This window comes from Sutterella wadsworthensis, from assembly GCF_003315195.1.
Taxonomy (GTDB): domain Bacteria; phylum Pseudomonadota; class Gammaproteobacteria; order Burkholderiales; family Burkholderiaceae_F; genus Sutterella; species Sutterella wadsworthensis.
In genome coordinates, this window is record NZ_QNRV01000007.1 from 1 (window position 1) to 17063 (window position 17063).

At 56.8% G+C, this 17063-nt stretch carries 9 protein-coding genes; 3 read left to right on the forward strand and 6 right to left on the reverse strand.

What is annotated here, in order from left to right; translation table 11 throughout:
• Both DES29_RS04755 and DES29_RS04760 read right to left on the reverse strand, forming a co-directional pair.
• Positions 1-4080: beta strand repeat-containing protein (locus tag DES29_RS04755; protein ID WP_113854513.1), on the reverse strand; the 4080-nt coding region annotated here is incomplete at its 3' end.
• 1084 nt (positions 4081-5164) lie between these two features.
• Entirely contained in the window at positions 5165-6070 is a 906-nt protein-coding gene (locus tag DES29_RS04760) for a sulfurtransferase (protein WP_021995757.1), read from the reverse strand.
• Here DES29_RS04760 and DES29_RS04765 point away from each other — a divergent pair.
• Positions 6060-6314 (forward strand): hypothetical protein, encoded by a 255-nt coding sequence (locus tag DES29_RS04765; RefSeq protein ID WP_113854515.1) that lies wholly within the window; start codon positions 6060-6062, stop codon positions 6312-6314. The genes DES29_RS04760 and DES29_RS04765 overlap by 11 nt on opposite strands.
• 15 nt (positions 6315-6329) lie before the next feature.
• On the opposite strand, the gene DES29_RS04770 is transcribed toward DES29_RS04765, so the two are convergent.
• The 4 genes from DES29_RS04770 to DES29_RS04785 all read right to left on the reverse strand — a co-directional run bounded on the left by DES29_RS04770 (position 6330) and on the right by DES29_RS04785 (position 11403).
• Positions 6330-8234, reverse strand: coding sequence for a flavocytochrome c (locus tag DES29_RS04770; protein WP_113854516.1), 1905 nt, complete (start codon positions 8232-8234; stop codon positions 6330-6332).
• A 298-nt stretch (positions 8235-8532) separates the two neighbouring features.
• Positions 8533-9327: an ABC transporter permease gene (locus tag DES29_RS04775; protein WP_021995759.1), complete on the reverse strand. Its 795-nt coding sequence runs from the start codon at positions 9325-9327 to the stop codon at positions 8533-8535.
• 21 nt (positions 9328-9348) lie between these two features.
• The gene (locus tag DES29_RS04780; RefSeq protein WP_021995760.1) at positions 9349-10206 is read right to left on the reverse strand and encodes an ABC transporter ATP-binding protein; all 858 of its coding nucleotides are present in this window, start codon (positions 10204-10206) and stop codon (positions 9349-9351) included.
• A 147-nt stretch (positions 10207-10353) separates the two neighbouring features.
• Entirely contained in the window at positions 10354-11403 is a 1050-nt protein-coding gene (locus DES29_RS04785) for an ABC transporter substrate-binding protein (RefSeq protein WP_113854517.1), read from the reverse strand.
• 840 nt (positions 11404-12243) lie between these two features.
• Here DES29_RS04785 and DES29_RS04790 point away from each other — a divergent pair.
• Together DES29_RS04790 and DES29_RS04795 are read left to right on the forward strand one after the other, a co-directional pair.
• Positions 12244-13074, forward strand: coding sequence for a biotin--[acetyl-CoA-carboxylase] ligase (locus DES29_RS04790; protein ID WP_021995762.1), 831 nt, complete (start codon positions 12244-12246; stop codon positions 13072-13074).
• A gap of 193 nt (positions 13075-13267) precedes the next feature.
• Entirely contained in the window at positions 13268-16975 is a 3708-nt protein-coding gene (locus DES29_RS04795; protein ID WP_113854518.1) for a pyruvate carboxylase, read from the forward strand.
• The last annotated feature ends 88 nt before the right edge of the window (positions 16976-17063 follow it).

Here is a 17063-nt window from a genome sequence, read left to right on the forward strand (position 1 = left end):
GGACGAGTAGCCCGCACCATCCATGACCTTCTTGCCTTCGAAGCGGCCGCCGTTGACGTCGACCCACACGTTGACGCCCTGAGCGCGCTGCGTGAGGATGGACGTACGAGCAGCAACGGTGTCAGCCATCTGGTTGACGGCATCCATCGTCACGGCCTGAGCACCCGTCGTGGCGCCGATGGCGGCAACGTCGTTCAGAGTCGTGCGGATGGTCTGGTAGTTCCATTCGCCGGTGGTCTTGTCATAAGCAGAAGAGGTCTGCGACGACATGAGATCACGGAAGAACTTGGCGTTGGCGTTGCCGACGTTTTCGCCCTTTTCATACATGCCGTAGATCGCATCGAGACCAGCAACGTCGCCGAGTGCATTGACCACATCAGCCTTATCTTCGATGCCGACAACCAACAGATTTGTATTGGCCTTCCGATCAACATTCAGGAGCAAATCGCCTTCGTAGACCACATTTGCACCATCAGCGTTGAAATCCGTAGCACTCATCTTGATCGCCTGACCGTTGGCAGCGTTGTCAAGATAAAGAACCGAGCCCTGCGCAAGCGTCAGCGAGTTACCGAACACAGCGCGTTCACCCGTCGTGTCAGCCGTCAGAGCATCGATGACAAGGAGATTATTCTGGCCGATGTAGTTTCCGGCTTGATTTGCAGCACCAGCGCTGACAACACCCTTGATGATGTCGGAAGCATCAACGACGATAGCGTTGTTGACCGTCCCCGAAACCTTAGCGTCAACCGCTTTGTCACCCGAGACGGGCGATTCAGCAATCGTGAAGCCAGTAAGAGCCTTCACTGCGTCAGCAGTGTAAGCATCGGCGCCGATCGTGACGACTGCCTTTTTTTCAGCCTGAACGGCAGTGCCGAGTTCAAGAGTCTTAAAGGAAGCGATGCTGACGCCTTCGTTCTTGGCCCAATCCGCACTGACATTAACCGTACCGGACTTCAGCGTACCAACCGTCAGCGTACCGGCAGAACGATTTGCATCACCAACATAGAGGGTGCCAGTACCCATCTCAAGGATATCCGTGACATCCAGCGTTCCGGCGACAAAGAAGTTGCCGTTGCCCGAAGCCTTGATGCTCTTGACCTTCGCCGTACCGGCAATGGAACCGGCACTTTCATCACCAGCCGCACCGGTATTTGTCAGTTCAACAGTCGCAGCTTCAGCTGTGAAGACGCCGCCCTGTTCGACTTCGAGATAACCCGTCTTAACGGTGTAAGGCACATCCGTCTTAGAGGCATCGATCGTCATCGAGCTGTCAGCACCAACCGCGAGTTCGGTGACGTCGACATTACCCTTAACAGTAAGCGAACCGCCCTGTTCGACTTCGAAGAAGCCCTTAGAGCTGCTATCAGCAGTCACATTACCGATCACCGCATTCTGACCGGTAACCGCGAGGACACCTTCGTTCTCAAGCGTCACATCCGCAAGCGTTGCGGCGTTGTTGACGACCTTGGTAACGAGATCGCCGGAACCCGTAAGCGTGAGCTTCACGCCGTCAACAGTCAGACTGTCCGTCTTTTCGAACTTGCCGTAGGTCGCTGAGTTAGTATCGATCGTAACAGCCTTGCCTTCACCGTCAATGGTCGCACTCTTGAGGGCGGTCGTGGTGAAGCCCTTCAAGGCGGCGAGTTCTGAGAACTTGATGGATTTCGAAGTATCGAGATCCTTGATCGCAACGTTGCCGAGATCAACGAGGCCTTTGAAACCATTGGCCATCTTGCCCTTGAGCGTGGTGATGTTCGCCGCGGTCAGTTCCTGACCATCGGTAAAGCCGGAGAGCGCGAAGACGCCGTCAACGCCGAGACCGATCGTATTGGCCTCAACTTTGCCGTAGGCATCACCAGTACCAGCCGCCAGCGTATTGGTCAGACCAATAGCCGTAAGGCTGGCATTCAGGGTGCCGTCATTAACCGTGAGCGTCTGGCCCGTAGCCGTCGTCAGCTTGCCGACGGTCAGGGTGCTTTCGTTGTTAACCACAGCAGAACCGGAGGCAAGTTCCAGGTCGGCAACCGTAACCACAGCAGCGTCTTCAGTACCGATGTTGAACTCAGCATCAGTTCCGTTGACCTTAACGGCCTTGAATTCCTGATCAGCGTTGACGTTAAGGACGCCGCTGTCGCCGAGTTCATAATTGGCGACGGCATTGCCGTCGGCGTCAGCAAGCGTGCCGCCGTTCAGGTTGAAGGTCTTGACGAGTGTGAGTTCATCCTTTGCGGCACCCGTAGCCGGAGTAGCAGCGACGTTGGAGTTCAGAGCCGTCTTGAAGGTGGAACCAGCTTCGAGCGTGGTTTCAGCAACACCGTAGACCGTACCAGCTGCATCGATGTCAGCAACAACCGTACCGCCGTCCTTGACTGTAAGGGTCTTAGTGGTGATCGTGCCGGTGACAGCCGGAGTCACAGGATTCGTCCCTGCAGGCGTATTGACGTTGGTCAGAGTGCCGGCGACTTCGATGGCGCCGTTAGCAACATCGGAACCCAACGTACCCTTATTGGTAAGGGCTGCATCTTTGGCGATGACGAGGGAGTCGGTGCTGGCATCAGTTGATGCATTAGCGAACGCGATCGTACCGTTGTTGACGGAAGCGCCGGAAGTCAGCGTGAGCGCACCGATTTTACCGGAATCACCAATTGTGACCGTACCGCCAGCGGCATTGTCAAGGGTTTCGATGCCAAGCTTGCCGGAGAGGGCAAAGGTGCCGGCATTGGTAGTCGGATTTGTACCTGCAGCCTTGATAGTAAGGGACTTGGCGGAAGCCGAGGCAGTGGAATCTACCGTCAGCGTGAGGCCCGCAGCAGTTGAGGCATCAGCGATGGTGATGGCGCCGAGGTTGGCGGCAGCGTAGCCGTTAACCGCAATCTTGGAGCCAGCCGCATCCACGGTGGTGGCTTCGGCAGTAAGGGAAGCCGTATCATCCAGAGTATTAGCCTGAACCGTCAGCGTCTTGCCCGAGAGAGTAAGGGTCTTAGCGGAAAGCGAAGCGTCCCCAGAAATTTCCGTATTGCCGTCAAAAACGATCTGATTCTTTTCGTCCTTTACCTTCTCTCCGACCTTCACGGTATCAGCGGCGACAGCGCCGCTAAGCTTGATGGTGTTAGCATCAGCAACCTTGAAGAAAACCTGACCGCCCTGATTGGCAGCAGTGTCGTAGTCAGCACCGAATTCAACGTTGCCGGAGGCCGCTTCAATGGAGATCGTCCCAGTGTTGGCAAATCCAACCTGATCAGTGATTTTGACCAAACCATTCGTACTCTGGATGGTCAGATCGCCCGAGTTGGTGACGGTACCTTTGTTGTAGGTGACCGTTGAGCCTTCTACAACGGCGTTCTGGCCATTATTCGTGATGTCATAGACTGAACCAGCGGTCTCGACTTCTCCGTCCTTATAGAGCTCGTCTTGAACACCGAGTGCAAGAGCTTCAGTTGCTTTAAGAGTGGCAGTACCAAGAACAGCCGAACCTTCGGATTTATCAGAAGCTCCAATGGTAAGTGCACCGGATTTAAGGGTCAGTGCACCGGTCACTTCAACCTTAGCATCACCAGCTGTGCCACCCGTCTTGGCGTTGAAGGTCTTCAGATCAATATTGAGATCCTTGTCGTAGGTACCACTTGCGAGCTTTCCGTAAGTATTCCCTGTCGTATCTACCGCTTCAACTACGATGTCGCCAGTCGATCCAGCAGTAACGGCGACATCAAACGCCTCCGTATTCTGCAGAACGAGCTTGCCGCCGTCGAGCTTGATCGAGGCATCAGCACCGAACGTATCATCCTTCGTAAAGGTCTGGGCTTCGTCCTTACCATCAACAGAGCCCTTGATTTCACCGGTTACAGCGTATTTATTTGCATCGGTCTCTGTCGTGACGGTCAGAACATCGCCGGCGCCGAGCGTGACATCCTTGAATGTCTGCGAAGCAGCCGAAGCCACGCCTGCGCCGAGAGAGAGCGCAGCGACAGCGGCGGCGATAACGGTCTTTGTACCCTTAGCCTGGACGCTCGATGTGGCTTCGTTAACCACCATCAGCGCACCACGTGCTTTAGAGAAGACCACCTTGAAATTACGATTCATTCTTTTACTCCAAGAATAATGAGGTTCTTTCTGCGTCGGCGTTTACACGTCGTGAACAGAACAAGTGCGCGAAGCACTGACGGGAGTGTAGGAATGGATGTGTCAACATCGTGGGGGGGGGGGTAAACCCTATGATGAATTTTTGAAAACGTTCTAAATGCGTAAACTTTAATGATTGGAATGGGTAGTGTTAACGCTTAAATAATGCAGTTTGCTCATATGCAACACTCAGTTAAGATGCTGTAAACATATGGTTGATGTATTCGCTTTCTTACTCGACGGTCTGCCTTCGCCATGTAAACAGGCGAACCTCCTCACGCTGGGAAAGTCACTACGAAATGATCTCCACGCCTCCTCCAATAAATCGGGGCTATCACGACTGCGACTGGAGCAATGCAGGCCTAAGGCGTTCACAATTTCTGCAAACGATTCTTCGAGGAGGCTTATCCACCCGTCAGCAAAGCGGAAGTCATTGCCGATTTCCTGCTGCTCCGCTTCCCTGACCACCGGAAAACGAAAACACATTAGAGAACGGCGCGGCATTTAAGGTCAATTTGAGAGTCGTAGGGTTTCGAAGACTCCTGTTGCCGTTCGAGTCATCTCCTTTGCCGAGTCCCCAGCAAGGAAAGCGTTAGTTGAAAGCGTCAACTCAAATCAATCTGCCTACACAAAAATCGGTCAAACTGTTACGCGAACGCATAAATTGCCTACCTAACGAACGCAAAAATGACCTACCCCAACAGGTCACAAAACAGGACGGCAGGCTATCCGAACGCCGATTGCCTCGTTGAAGCTGGCGCTCTGTGCATCGAGAGCTTCATTTGCTTTTGGCGCTTGACGCCGTCCTGCTGTCAACACTCATCAAGCGCTGAGATTGAGAACTGCTTCACTGTCATCAATGCCAAACCGATATTTATTTTTTGGCAAGAATCTTTCTCGAAATGAGAAAGAAATTTATTTGAATAATTCTGTCTTTTTAAAGATCCTTTATTGGATATCGCATTTTATTTATGCAAACGAGACATTCCCCAGCCTTTGAAGTGCATCTTCTCCAAAGACTGGGAGATCAACCGCAAAACACGCGTTATTCCGCGGTATCGCGATAACCGATTTCCGCCGGCAAATGGGAATCTGCCGCCCACTGCGACCAGGAGCCTGGGTAAAGCACTGCCTCAGCGATAGGCAAAATGCCGGCCGCATCGAGCGAAGCCGCATTCAGACATGCCGCCACACCCGAGCCGCACATCTGAACGATGCTTCGCGGATCTCTGCTGCCAATCACTGCGCCCCATTCACGGCGAAGTGCTTCTCGGGACTTGAGAGAGCCGTCAGCATCGAGATTTTCTGTGGCCGGACGATTGACCGCACCCGGCACATGCCCGGGCCGAGCATCCAGATTTTCCGTTCGCCCAGCAAAGCGCTCCCGAGGCCGGCCATCAATCACCAGTCGGTCAACCTGCTTAACTGCATTGAAAAACGCCGCTTTGCCAAGAATCTGAAGAACGGCGCCAGCGATCGTTTGCCGCAGAAAATCGTTCACCCTCTTGGCCGCTGGATGATCTGCAGCAGCCGGTGCGCCATCATTGAGCGGCAAGCCGCACCGCACCCAAGCCGAAAGACCGCCGTCGAGAATCTGGGCATTCGAGAAACCTGCCCAACGAGCGCAGAGCGCCGCTCGTGCTGCAAAATTCATGCCGCCGTCGTCATAAAAGATCACGCGATGATGAGCATTGCCCGCCGGTCCCAAAACACCGAGGAGATGTGCGGCAACGGTGCGGCGATCCGGCCAGGGATGGCGTCCCAGCTCAAAGACCGGGTCACGAGCAAACACGCGGTCAAAAGCCAGAAACTGAGCTCCGGCAATATGCCCCTTGCTGTATGCCCCGAGGGCATCCCATCCGTGAACCACGCGTGAGCGAACATCAATGAAACAACGGTTAGGAAGCGAAGCCGCTTCACTGACGGAAATAAATAACGGCATGGCCGGCATGGTGAAACCTTCCATCAAAAAAAGTACCGGCCTCAGAGAGGATATGCCTCTGCGAGGCGTGTTCACGGTAGAAAATCAAATGCTTCAATTATTCGATTTTGGCAGAAAACCGTTTTCTTTGAAATGGCCTCATGAGCGAACTTCGTCCAAGAAAAGCTTCAAAAGAAAAGGTGCAAAAGAAAAGACCACGCTTTTGGGGGTACCTTATCAGCGTGGTCTCCTCTTTTTAGTCTTTTTTATCTAATGACCGTTGCCGACCTCAGTGCACCGCGTTGAGTGCGGCAATGCGCCCAAACACCAAAGCATCCGGCACAGCATTGCAGCCGACTCGATTTTTCCCATGCACGCCGCCCGTCACTTCGCCGGCAGCATAGAGTCCTGGAATAACCGTGCCTTTAGTATCGAGAACTTGGGCCTTGCCGTTAATCTGAACGCCCCCCATCGTGTGGTGCACGGAAGGCGTGAAGACGGTGGCATAGAACGGACCCTTGCCGTCAAGCCGCACGCCTGGGTCACAGGAAACACGGCCGAAAGGATCGTTGACCGGATTGCGGCAGAAAGCATTCCAATCTGCAATGGTCTTCTTCATGTTCTCTTTGTTGATGCCGGCCTTCTCAGCCAATTCATCCCAGGTGTTCGCTTCAAAGACTTTCTTTGATTTGATGAGATCAGCCACCTTAATGCCGTATTGATTCCGTCCTTCCTTATCGATCTTATTGGCATCGCTCGTTGCCAAAATGAAGAACTTGTGGTCGGGCTGAGCAAGCGCTGCGCGGGCGAGTTCGTCTCTGCGCCCGAGTTCATTGACGAAGCGTTTCCCGTCCGTATTGAGATAGATGCCCGTGGTAAGGGAAACCGCATGATTGGTGGCGCCGGTATAGGGATCCGTCGTCGGAAGGAGCTGGATGTAGCCCATATCAATCAGATTCGCCCCGACCTTCTGGGCCATTTTGATGCCGTCACCGGTAATCGACGGCACATTGGTCGTCATGACGCCCTTCCCAATCTTTTTATCCCAGATGGTGTCGTACTGGACGCGCATATCGATATTGGCGCTGAAGCCGCCCGTCGTGAGGATGACGCCGTCTTTGGCCAATACTTTAAAAGTTCTGCCGTTTTCTGCAGTGCCGACAACACCGGCCGCACGTCCATCCTTCATCAGGATGTCAGATGCTGCCGTATTCATGATGAAGGTGACGGGCAGATGTTTTGTTTTGATTTCATTTAAGAAGGTGTCGATATAACCCACGCCGGACTTATAGTTGCTCGCGCGGTTGGAGCGCGGCCACAGGGCGCCGACCACCTGCTCCGTACCCGAATTCCACTTAAATCCCATCTCGGCAAGCTCTTTTTGCATCTCCGGCGCCCCTTTGGCGAGCTCATAAACGAGGTCGAGATTCCCGGCGTAATCCCCTGCTTTCCAGGACTGAAGCGCATGGAGCTCTACCGAATCAAAAAGGTATTTCCCGCCTTTGGCATCGTATTGAGCGAGCTGCTCCTTGACCTTCTGAATCAGTTCGCCGTGAAGCTTGCTGCGCACCGGTTCCGCGAGCAGTGTGTCAACTGATGCACGGCGCTGAGGAGACATTTCCTGCTTCGCTTCCAGAGCGGGATCGGCAGCGTTGTAGCACCCGCCCGCAACACTGGTGTTGCCGCCGGCGTAGTGCGTCTTTTCCATCACAATGACGCTCTTGCCGGCTTTAGCAGCCGTTACGGCAGCCGAAAGACCAGCACCCCCGGCGCCAATAATGACGATATCGGCCGATTCTTCGACCGTGTCGGTTAATTTCGGCTGCGGTGCGATCTTCTTTGAGAAGTCAGCGGGATTGAGTCCCGCTTGTTTGAGCGCATCTCTCACGCCATTGATGATGGCAAATGAAGTGAGCGTGGCGCCCGAAACGACATCAACGCCGAGGCTCTGATTTTTGACGATGTCTGCCGGCACCTTCACTCGCGGCAGGTCTGCAATAGGATGCGTTTCCGACCAATCGAGCACCTTCACGTCCGCGATGCGTCCGTTCGTGATGGTCGTCTGGACCGTGACGTCGCCATTGCGGCCCAGGGTTGTCGACGTGTACACGCCGTCCTTTGCAAAAGCCGAGGGGGCGGAGCCCGCCGCAAAAGCCAGTACCGCAGCGACAGAAAGCAGAGAAACTCGGATCATTTGACGCTCCTTTAAAAGTTACCTACGCATCAGGGAAGCGTAAGCGTCGAGCCCCGTTTCCGGCCAGAGGATTTGTTCTAATGCCTAGAGCGGCAGTCAAAGTGCTTATACGCCGGTTAACAGTTGATCAACCGATCGGCGTGTTGTTGACGATTTGTTTTTCTCCCTCCCTTGTATTTGAGGTTGAGGGCTGAGGGACCACAAAAAAAGAGGGCTCTCGCGATCTGCTGATCCTAGAGAGCCCAAAGAGGAAGAATTTAAAAAATGCTGTGTTAAGCGGTTAGAACCCGCTCCCCCATCAAACCGTCGGCTGCCAGCGCATCAGGCGCTTTTCAACTTCCGTCACGATGCGGTCGAGGATCAGCGCACAGGCCGTCAGCACCAAAATGCCGGCCATCACGGTATTCATGTCAAAGGTCGTTTCGGCCTGCAGAATCAGATAGCCCACGCCTTCTGCCGAGCCCAAATATTCACCAATCACGGCTGCAACAAACGCCATGCCCACCGATGTATGGAGGCTCGAAAAGACCCAGCTCATGGCGCTCGGCAGATAGACGTAGCGCAGAAGCTGCCGGCGCGTGGCGCCGAGCATCTTGGCGCTTGCGAGAACATTGGGATTCACTTCGCGCACGCCCTGATAGACATTGAAAAAGACAATGAAGAAGACGAGCGTGAAGCCGAGCGCAATCTTGGAGGCCGGCCCGAGTCCGAACCACACGGCGAAAATCGGCGCAAGGATGACGCGGGGCATGGAATTGAAACCCTTGATGAAGGGGTCCGCCACGGCTGCCGCCACCGGCGAGAGCGCGAGCCAAAGACCAACGGCGAGCCCTGCAACCGTGCCGATCACAAAGGCCATGACGGTTTCATAAAGCGTAACGCCGAGGTGGCTGTAGATTTCGCCGCCCGCAAACCACTCCCAAATACGCTGAAGAATGATCACCGGTTCGCCGAAAAAGAAGGCGGCTTGACTGTCGTCGGAGAAGAAAAACGCCGGAATTAATCCGGGCTTGGTCATCGCCCACCAAAAGACGAAGATCGCTGCGAGGAGCCCCCACTGCCAAATTCGAATTTGAAAACCTTTGCGCTGCATGATGTGTCTCCCTCTCTCTAATCAGCTCGCCATCGAGCCGACGTGCGCGCGGTGTTCGCGGTAGCTCTTCAGTACCTCTTCGCGGAGCACCTCCCAAATGGCCGAATAGCATTCGTTAAAGTCCGCGCGGGTACGGATTTCGGCAACGTTTCGCGGACGCGGGATGGCAATGGGGAAACTCCCCAAGGGGTGCGAAGCGGGCCCTGCCGACATCACGACCACGCGGTCGGACATCGCAATGGCCTCATCCAAATCGTGGGTGATAAAGAGCACGGCTTTTTTCTTCGCCTGCCAGAGTTCAAGCAGTTCGTTTTCCATGAGCTGCCGCGTCTGAATATCGAGCGCTGAGAAGGATTCATCCATGAGAAGAATGTCCGGATCGGCAATCATGGTCTGGGCCATGGCGACGCGCTTACGCATGCCGCCCGAAAGTTCATGCGGATAGCGGTCGGCAAAACGCTCGAGCCCCACGCGTTCGAGCCAGTCAAAGCCCGCCTCACGCGCCTCATTTTCCGGGACGCCGCGAAACTTCAGGCTCATCATGACGTTGTCAATCGCTGTCGCCCAAGGCATCAGGCTTTCGGCCTGAAACATGTAGCCGGCCCGATGGTTGATGCCGTTCAGGGCTTCGCCGTAAATCAAGACGCGCCCGGCAGCGGGCTTTAAAAGCCCGGCCGCAGCGTTAAGCAGCGTCGACTTTCCGCAGCCCGTCGGTCCGACGACGCTCACAAACTCGCCGTCGCCGATCGAAAAGGACACATCCTTCGTGGCGGTATAAACGCCCTCAGGCGTTTCAAAACTGCAGGTGACGTTTTCAAATGCTATGGCCGGCACAGGGTTTCGAGCCGCTCCAATCGGTTCATTTGTCTCGCTCGACATCAGACCGCTTCCTCTATGAATTTCTTTTTTGTTTTAGGGTTTTGCGCCTCTGCCGCATTTGCATGAGAGCGGCTTTGGATTATGGGCGCGGCCCGAGGGTTATTCCCCCGGGCGAAGTGTTGAAAGTGTTGATAATGGGGTTAGAAATCAGGCCTTCTTCGCGGCATCCGCGAAGCGGTTGGTGTACGCAGCCGCGGCATCAAACTTGAAGTCAGCGAGTTCGGGCTTCACCGATGCGAGCGCTTTGGCGGCGGTCTCAACGCACCCCTCCGGGAACCGGCCGTCAATCGACATGGCCGGGCGATTACGCAGGAAGCATTCGGCGTAGAGCTTCGGATTGCCGAGGAAGGCGGCCTTCGGCACGGACTTCATGAGCTCCTCGGGCGTAATCGCTGCGATGGTTTTGAGCGAACGAATAACCGCATTCGTCATGCGCTGAACCGTTTCCGGATTACGGTCAATGAAGGTCTGAGGCGCGTAGAGGCAGCCCGCGACCATCGGGCCGTTATAGAGTGCGTCGCCTTCTTCCACGCGGCGGGTATCGACCACAATGTCAATGGCATCGGCTTTTTCGAGCTGCGTGACGACCGGATCGAGCCCGACGAAAGCATCCACCTGCCCAGAGCGGACGGCGGCCACAGCGCCCGCGCCCGAACCGATGCCGATGGCCGAGTATTCATTAGGCTTCACGCCCGCACGCGCCATCACGAAGTTGGCCATCACGTGCGAATGCGACCCCGGCGCCGTGACGCCGATGCGGCGGCCTTTGAGCGCAGCGGGATCCTTGACTCCCTTCATGGTGCGGCGGTTAATGGCAAAAACACACTGCGGCGCACGATCCTGAAGCACAAAGGCCTGCATGGACTGGCGCTTGGTCTGCATCGAAAGCGTGTGCTCAAACGCCCCCGAAACCACATCCGCTGAGCCGCCGACCACAGCCTGAAGGGATTTCGATCCGCCCTGAAAGTCCACGACTTTGACGTCAAGTCCCTCGTCCTTATAAAAGCCCATCCAATCGGCGAGCGCCATCGGCAGGTAGTAGTAGAGATTTTTGCCGCCGACGGCAATGGTCACCGAGCGCTTTTCGGGCTCGGCGGCAAAAACGCCGCGAGGCGACGAGCAGACGATCCCGGCAGCGGCCATAGCGGCGGCAGCAATAAAGTCTCGGCGAGACATGAAGGCAAAGGACTGGAACATGACGGCATCCTCAGGAAAAAAGCTGGAAATCGTTTGATGCGGTCTTTCAAAAGAAAGACTGCAGGCATCGGGATGCGCTCAGCGCAGACCGCCATAAATGCAGTCATGCAGTCAGGTCAACCCTCTGCGCGTTGGGGCGGGGCGGGAGGGCGGCCTCGAAAAGCTTGAAGCACAAAGCTTCAGCAGAAACCGTCCTCCACCCTAAGGTGCAGCGCCGACCGCGGCGGCAGTCGCAGCCCTAGGTGCAGGGGCGGAAGCCGGAGACTCTGCCCGCCTGCAGCAGATGCTGCCGAAGCGGCATCACTCATATGCAAGGCAGTGAATTTCATCGCAGAATCTCCGAAATAAAAGACGTATTTGATTGAGCTTTATGGAAACTTCTTTTCGTTTCCATCTCTAGTGCAGTAATAGTGCACTTTTCCTCGATGGTTTTGTTTGCCGCCTCTAAGTAGATCCGCTTAGGAGAACGGGATATTTCTCAAATTTCCCCGACATTCATTGCAATTTTCTAATAATTGCGTGCATGTTTCTTTATTAATCAATTAGATATATTGTTTAAACCGAATTTTTGCAGACATATCCGTCAAATACCTTGCACTAAAGGAGCCGCTCAGCACGACATCGTCCCCATGGACGTACGCCGACCCGGCGAATCGAAAGCAGCCGCCCGAAACCCCGAACTAAGCATTTAGTCTGTACGGCATATCTCCCAACACGTGCAGGAAAGGCGCAAAAGCCGTGCACGCCGGCGCAGGTTTGGCGCAATGAGCGCCGCCAACAGCCAATGAGGCTGATAGGCTCAAAGAAAACAACTTCCGGTCCTTTTCGGACCTCCGCTTCATGATCCCAGCACCATTGCTTCAATCGACCGATCCGGCGTCTGCGCTCGGTGAACCTGATCCTGACGGCATTTACCGTATTGACGAAACGGATTCAGTTCTCACGCTCGCCCGCTCGCTCTATGCTGCAGACCGCCTGCCGGTCTATGGCTCGATCTTTGCAAACCTGCAGACAGCAGGACGCGGACAATACGGCCGCGCATGGGAGAGCGCCCGAGGGAATCTTCATGCCGGCGTCAGACTGCCGCTTGAAGGGGTTTATGCCACGCGGGCGTCCGCCGCAGCGACGGCGGCTTTGACCGCTGAAGCGCTTCGCAGTCTCGGCTTCCCGGTGCTCATGAAGTGGCCTAACGACATCATCTGTCTTTCGCCCAATGGGCCGGCCAAAGTGGGCGGCATTCTGCTCGAAGAAACTGACGGGCTCCTCACCGCAGGGATCGGCCTCAATGTCAACTGGTCGCCCGAAGCGTCGGCGCTCCGAGAGGGCGCTGCGCTCCCGCCCGGGCGCCTGGTGCCCCGCGGGGGAGCCGCAATGGATCCCTATGAACTTTGGCGTCGCATTCTTCGTCATCTGCGCGAAGCCGACCCCGTCCGGCTTACCGCCTCCTGGCGAGCGCTCGCGCAGGCTCACCTCCTTTGGCTCGGAAGCGACGTGGCGGTTGAGAGCGCTGAGGGCACCCTGACCGAGGGCCGACTTATTGGTCTCGCGCCCGACGGAGAGCTCCTCCTCGAGACGCCGTCAGGCGAAATAGTCACCATCGACCGCGGCAGTCTCATCAAAGCGGCGCCAGCGCCGCACGCCGCAGCAGCGGCAGCGGCACCGCGAAATTGAGTGCCCGGTCGCCGGAGACGCATTGAACGTCTCCCGCCCCGGGCGGCATGAATTCTTCTAAGGGGATTGAAACGTCTCGGATACTTGATCCCCAAAAGAGCCGCGCGTGAGACACGCTTTAAAAATAAAGTCTCATACGCAGCACAAAATCAACGCAAGCCTTTAAAACAACTCAAGGGAAGGAATTCCATCCATGCAGCAACGAACTTTTGAGGAAGTACGCGAGAGTCTGCGCGGCAAGGTGATTTTGGTCGCCAACCGCGGCATCCCCGCACGCCGCATCAGCCGCTCGATTCGCGAGCGATTTGAAGCGATTGCCGCCATTACCGCGACCGACATCGACAAAACCGAACCGGCAGCAGCCTCCGCACAGGAACTGATTCTGCTCGGAGCGGACCCGCGCGCCTATCTTGACCTTCCGCGCATCATCCGCCTCGCCCGCGAACGCGGCTGCGTCGCCATCCATCCGGGCTGGGGCTTTGCGAGCGAAGACAATAACTTTCCGAAGCTCTGCGCCGAGGCCGGCATCACCTTCATCGGCGCTACGGCCGAAGCGATGCACCTTCTCGGCAATAAGGTCGAAGCACGCCGCGTGGCACGCAGCCTCGGCATTCCGGTGGTCCCGGGTTCCGACGAATCCGTCGACGTTCCGGGCGCGCGAAAGATCGTTCATGAAATTGGTCTCCCGATCATGCTCAAAGCCGAGGGCGGCGGCGGCGGACGCGGCATTTTCCTCGTGACCAACGAGGATGAGCTTGAAGACGCCTTTGAAAAGGCTTCAGCCATGGCGGAGGCCTCCTTTGGCAACCCTCGGCTCTTCGTTGAAAAATACCTCCCCAAGGTTCACCACATCGAAATTCAGGTGATCGCTGACCGCTGGGGCAATGTGTTTGCCTTTGACGAACGCGACTGCACGGTTCAGCGCAACAACCAGAAGCTCCTCGAAGTCACGCCGTCGCCGTGGCGCGGCATGACGCCAAAACTGCGCGCAGAGCTCAAAGACTATGCCCGCCGGCTCGTGCTGGCTGTGGGGTATCACTCGGTTGCCACCGTGGAGTTCCTCGTGACCGAAGCGGGCGAACCCTACATGATCGAGGTGAACACGCGTCTGCAGGTCGAGCACGGCATTACCGAAAGCCGCTACGGCGTCGACTTGGTCGAAGAAATGATCGCTATCGCCTTCGGGAGCACCCTGCGCTTTACCGAGGAAAATACGCGGGCCTCCTTCCATGCCCTTCAGGTCCGCGTGAATCTGGAGGATCCTCAGGAAGGCTTCACCCCCAATTCCGGCCTCATCACCCGCTACGTCTCTCCGGGCGGACCGGGCGTGCGCCTCGACTCGAACCTCTCCGCCGGCTATGAATTCCCCTCCAACTACGATTCCGCCGGCGCGCTCCTCATCACCTATGCCCGTGACTGGCAAAAGACGCTTGGGATCATGGACCGAGCGCTGCAGGAATACGTGATCGGCGGCCCGAAGACCACCATTCCCTTCCTGCGCCGAGTCGTGGCCCATCCGAGCTTCCGCGCGGGTGAAGTGACCACCACCTTCATCAAAGAGCACCCGGAGATTCTGCGCTACACGGATTTGGAGCCTGAAAGCGAACGGCTCGCCAAGCTTGTCGCGGAAATTTCTGCGCGCGGCTTCAACCCCTACGTTTCGCTCGGCGAATACCGCTCGAAGACCACGCCCAAACTAGCGCACTTTCAGCCCTTCTCGCCCGAGCTCTCTGAAGCGGCGCGAAGCCGCCCCTCGCCCTATCCGCAGGGAGACCGAGAAGACCTCCTCGCCTTCATCCGCGACACGGGCCGCATCCACTTTACGGATACGACCACGCGCGACATGACCCAGTCCAACCACGGCAACCGCATGCGTCTTGCTGAGGACCGGCTGGTCGGCCCCTATCTGGACAGCGCAGGGCTCTTTTCCATTGAGAACGGCGGCGGGGCACACTTTCATGTGGCGATGCTCGCCAACATGACCTATCCCTTCGAGGAAGCCCGCGAGTGGAACGCTTTTGCGCCGAAGACTTTGAAGCAGCTCCTCGTGCGCTCGACCAATGTGCTGGGCTACACCCCGCAGCCGCGCAATCTCATGCAGCTTACGGGCGAAATGATCTGCGAGCACTACGACGTCGTGCGGTGCTTTGACTTCCTTAATGAAGCCGACAATATGGCGCCGATCGCCGAAGTGGTTCTCAGCCGTCCCGATAAGCTCTTTGAGCCCGCCATTGCGCTTTCGTGCGCGCCGTGGTTTGACGTCAACTACTGCCTGCAGTCCGCCGAAGCCGTGGTCGACATGACCGCAAAGATCATGGGCGTGCCCGAACAGACCGCCGTCCGCCGCATCACGCTCGGCCTCAAAGATATGGCGGGCGTCTGTTCGCCCGCCTTCATGACGGCCTTGGTGACGGCGCTCAAAAAACGCTGGCCCGAACTCGTTCTTCACTACCACCGTCATGCCGTCGACGGTCTCTTCCTGCCGGCCTGTGCTGCCGCTGCCGCTGCGGGCTGCGAAATTCTCGACGCTGGGCTCGGCGCCTCGGTGCGCAGCTATGGTCAGGGCGACCTCTTGTCGCTCGCCGCCTATCTTGAAGACGAACTCGGCATGAAGACGCTCTTAGACCGCGAGGCCGTCGCTAAAGCCAACTTTGCCGCCAAGCAGGTGATGCCGTGGTTTGACCGCTACTGCTCGCCCTTTTTCCAGGGCGTCGACTATGACGTCACGCGCTACCAAATGCCCGGCGGAGCTACCTCATCTTCGCAGGAAGGCGCTGTCAAGCAGGGCTACATTCAGCTGCTGCCCTTCATGCTTGAATTCCTCGAGTGCTCACGCCGCATCGTGCGCTACCACGACGTCACGCCGGGCTCGCAAATCACCTGGAACACCGCTTTCCTAGCCGTTACCGGGGCCTGGAAGCGCGGCGGAATGCCTGAAGTGGAGCGGCTCCTCAACGCCGTGCGTACGGCGGGGAGCAAGCGCACGAACCTCACTCAGGCCGAGCGCGATGAGCGCCTCATCATCTACATGGACTGCAACGAAGCGTTCCGCAATCTGCTGCTAGGCAAATTCGGCCGGCTTCCGCTCGGCTTCCCCGAGGATTGGGTCTATGAAAGCGCCTTCGGGGCAAAGTGGCGCGAAGCCCTGCGCGACCGCCGTGCAGAGTCGCCGCTCCTCACGCTCGCGCCCGCCGACCTTGCCGGCGAGCGCGTGAAGCTCGAAAGTCTGATCAAACGTCCGGCCACCGAAGAAGAATTCGTGATGTACATGAATCATCCGGCCGACGCGCTCAAGACCATCGAATTCCGCCGCCGTTTCGGCGACCCCAACGCGCTGCCGCTTGACGTGTGGTTTGAGGGGCTCCGGTCGGGCGAAACGCTCAACTTTTCGAGCTCTGACGGCAAACCCCACCAGATGCACATTTTGTCGATTGATCCGGTGACCGAAGAGGGTTTCTCCACGGTGCGCTATGTGCTCGACAGTGAGATCCTCACCTGTGCCGTGAAGGTGAAGGAAGGCACGGGACCGAAGTCGACCGTGCTGCGCGCAGAGCCCGGCAACGTTTATCAGGTGGCCAGCCCGCGCAAGGCCGATCTTTGGATCGTGCACGTAGCCGAAGGCGACATTGTCAAAGCCGGTCAGGAACTTTTCAATGTCTCAATCATGAAGCAGGAAAAGGCTGTCTGCGCAGCCGTCGACGGGATCGTCAAGCGCGTGCTTAAGCGCGCTGACTTTGCTCAGACCCGCCGCATGGTCCCGGTAGAGGAAGGCGAACTGATTGTCGAACTCGCCCCGGTGCCTAAGCGCTGCACGGCCTGCGGCACACCCGCGGTCTCGCGCGATTCGCTCTTCTGTTCAGTGTGCGGCGCCAGACTGCCTGATGAAGCTGAGGCGAAATAAAGTCACATTGACTTAATAAGCATCTAACAAGAACGGCCCGCCGCATTTCGATGCGGACGGGCCGATTGTTATCCGAATGCGCTGAAGG

Coding starts and splice junctions, on each gene's coding strand:
- DES29_RS04765 (WP_113854515.1), top strand. CDS start 6,060: ATGGCCGGCATGGTGAAACCTTCCATCAAAAAAAGTACCGGCCTCAGA.
- DES29_RS04760 (WP_021995757.1), bottom strand. CDS start 6,070: ATGCCGGCCATGCCGTTATTTATTTCCGTCAGTGAAGCGGCTTCGCTT.
- DES29_RS04770 (WP_113854516.1), bottom strand. CDS start 8,234: ATGATCCGAGTTTCTCTGCTTTCTGTCGCTGCGGTACTGGCTTTTGCG.
- DES29_RS04775 (WP_021995759.1), bottom strand. CDS start 9,327: ATGCAGCGCAAAGGTTTTCAAATTCGAATTTGGCAGTGGGGGCTCCTC.
- DES29_RS04780 (WP_021995760.1), bottom strand. CDS start 10,206: ATGTCGAGCGAGACAAATGAACCGATTGGAGCGGCTCGAAACCCTGTG.
- DES29_RS04785 (WP_113854517.1), bottom strand. CDS start 11,403: ATGTTCCAGTCCTTTGCCTTCATGTCTCGCCGAGACTTTATTGCTGCC.
- DES29_RS04790 (WP_021995762.1), top strand. CDS start 12,244: ATGATCCCAGCACCATTGCTTCAATCGACCGATCCGGCGTCTGCGCTC.
- DES29_RS04795 (WP_113854518.1), top strand. CDS start 13,268: ATGCAGCAACGAACTTTTGAGGAAGTACGCGAGAGTCTGCGCGGCAAG.